Genomic DNA, 2,570 nt, shown 5'->3' on the forward strand with positions numbered 1-2,570 from the left:
GGGGCGCCACGGCGCTGACGCTGCTCACCGACCTGGCCGCGGGAGGAGGTGCCGCGACCGCGGGGTCCGAGGCCCGCATCGGGCGCATCCTGGGCCCGCACGCCCTGGTCGCCGTGCGGGCCGCCGCGGGTGACCTGACCCGGGCGCGGAGCGCGCTGCCGCGAGACGCGCGGTGGGTGGTCGAGGGCATCGACGACCGCGAGGAGCTGTGGCGCGGCGAGGTCGCCTGGTGGCGGCGGGTGGAGCGGGACGGCTTCGCGCTGCTCGCCGGCACCGGCTTCGGTCGGGGGCCGGTCGTCGGGGCCACCGCGGTCCTCGCCGCCGACGCCCGGCGGGTCCGCGCCGCGCTCGAGACCGCCGCCGACGGCACCGGCGTCGCCCGGGAGGCCTTCGATGACGTCGCGTGAAACGAGCCGTGGCTCGGGACCGGTCGCCGGTCAGGTCGCCCGGTGGCGCGAGCTGGCCGAGCCGGTGCGGATGCAACGGGTGGCGCTGGTCGCCCCGGTCGACGCGCTGCGCGACGTCCTGGTCGTCGTCGGCGAAGCGGGCGCGGTCGAGCTCGACGCGCCCGTGCAGCCCGGCACCACGGAGGACCCGGGTCTGGACGCCGTGGTCGGGCGGGCGGTCGTCCGCGGCCAGGTCGCCGCGCTCACCGGCTGGGTGCCGGCCTCCGAGCGGGCCACCCTCGGGCACCGGCTGCAAGACCTCGGAGGAGCGATCGTGCCGATCCCGACGCCGCGGGGCGTCGACCCGCCCACCCTGCTGCGCGAAGGTGGCCGGCTGCGCCGCTCGTTCACGCCGCTCGTGCAGACCTACGGCACCGTCCCCTACGAGGACATCGACCCCAGCGTCGCGGCCGGGGTCGCCTACATCGTGATGTTCGGGATGATGTTCGGCGACGCCGGGCACGGCGCGCTGCTCGCCCTGGTCGGCCTGCTGGTCCGTTCCGGCCGGGTCCGCCGTCTGGCGCCGGTGCAGCGGCTCTGGCCGTTCGTCACCGGGGCCGGCCTGGCGGCGATGCTGTTCGGGCTGCTGTACGGCGAGTGCTTCGGGCCGACCGGCCTCGTGCCCGTGCTGTGGATCGCGCCGATGGAGCATCCCGTGACGCTGCTCGCCGCGGGGATCGTCGTCGGCGCCGCGCTGCTCGCCGTGGCCCAGGCCCTCGCGACCGTCAACCGCTGGCGCGAGGGCGGCTGGGCGCGGGCCCTGAGCGCCCCGTCGGGGGTGGCCGGGGCGGCGCTGCTCGGCGGCGTGGGGCTGATCACCGCCGGGGTGTGGGGCGACCTGCGCTGGCTGCTGGCGCTCGGCGTCGTGGTCGTCGGCACCGGCGTCCTCCTCGCCTTCGCCGGCTTCGTCGCGAGCTCCGGCGGCGGTGGCTCCGGTGTCATCCAGGCGGTGGTCGAGGTGTTCGACGCGGTGCTGCGCGTGGGCACCAACCTCGTCTCGTTCGCCCGGCTGGCGGCCTTCGGACTGACCCACGCCGCGCTGGGGTCGGTCGTCTGGGACGGCACGACGTCCCTGGCGTCCTCCGGGACCGCGATGGTGGCGCTCGCCGCGGTCCTGTTCGTCCTCGGCAACGTCGTCACCTTCGGCCTGGAGGCGCTCGTCGCGGCCATCCAGGCGCTCCGGCTCGAGTACTACGAGCTCTTCTCACGCCTCTTCGAGGGGGAGGGCCGGCCGTTCCGGCCCTGGCGCATGACCGCGCCCGGCCCCTCGCCCGACCCGTCCACGGACCTGTCGACCGACCAAGGGAGATGACCATGACGATCTGGCTGCTCGCACTGCCCGTGCTGGTGGCGGTGTCCGCCGGCCTCGCGACGCTGCTGCGCCGGCACCGCGAGGTCGCGCTGAAGGCCGTCATCGGTGCCAACGTCCTCGTGCTGGCCGTGGCGACCGTCGTGATCGTGGCGGCGTCGTCGTCCGGCGGGGAGGCCGCCACGGACGCCACGCTGGTCGCGGCGCAGACCGACTCCGGGTCCTCGAGCTGGGCCGCCCTGCTCGGCGCGGCGATCGCCGTGGCCGGGTCGTCGATCGGCGCCGCGATCGCGGTCGCCTACACCGGAGCCGCCGCCCTGGCCGCGATGAGCGAACGCCCCGAGCTGTTCGGCCGCGCGATGGTGATCGTCGGGCTCGCCGAGGGCATCGCGATCTACGGCCTGATCATCGCGGTGATCCTGATCGGGCGGGCCTGATGGCCAGGCTCGCGGTCCTCGGTGAGCGCAGCCGGGTCGCGGGCTACGGTCTGGTCGGCGCGCTCGTGGCCGTCGCGGACGACGACGAGACGGTGCGGTCGGCCTGGGCCGACCTGGTCGAGGACCCGGCCGCGGACGTCGACGTCGTCGTCCTCACCCGGCGAGCGGCCGACGCGCTGCCCGCCGACTGTCTGACCGCGGAGCACCCGCTCACGGTGGTGATGGACCCGTGACGCCCGGCATCCAGCCCGGCATCCAGCCCGGCATCCAGCCCGGCACCCAGCCGCTGGCGGTCGTCGGCGGCGCCCTCCTCGAGCGCGCGCGCCGCGACGCCGCGGCGGCGGCGGACACCGCCCGGTCGTTCACCGACGCCGAGCT

General features: G+C 76.4%; 4 protein-coding genes. All 4 read left to right on the plus strand.

Translation table 11 applies throughout. From position 1 onward, the window contains the following. Window positions 1-407 (plus strand): hypothetical protein (locus VGD85_RS08750; RefSeq protein ID WP_331063069.1); only part of this gene is annotated, 407 nt, incomplete at its 5' end. Further along, entirely contained in the window at window positions 394-1,758 is a 1,365-nt protein-coding gene (locus tag VGD85_RS08755; protein WP_331063070.1) for a V-type ATPase 116kDa subunit family protein, read from the plus strand. The genes VGD85_RS08750 and VGD85_RS08755, both read left to right, overlap by 14 nt. Window positions 1,759-1,760: 2 nt before the next feature. Next, complete coding sequence (locus tag VGD85_RS08760; protein WP_331063071.1) at window positions 1,761-2,192, plus strand: ATP synthase subunit C; 432 nt, start codon at window positions 1,761-1,763, stop codon at window positions 2,190-2,192. Then, window positions 2,192-2,425, plus strand: coding sequence for a V-type ATP synthase subunit F (locus tag VGD85_RS08765; RefSeq protein WP_331063072.1), 234 nt, complete (start codon window positions 2,192-2,194; stop codon window positions 2,423-2,425). Before VGD85_RS08760 ends, VGD85_RS08765 begins: the two co-directional genes overlap by 1 nt. The last annotated feature ends 145 nt before the right edge of the window (window positions 2,426-2,570 follow it).

It is taken from the genome of Nocardioides sp. (assembly GCF_036401255.1).
Taxonomy (GTDB): domain Bacteria; phylum Actinomycetota; class Actinomycetes; order Propionibacteriales; family Nocardioidaceae; genus Nocardioides.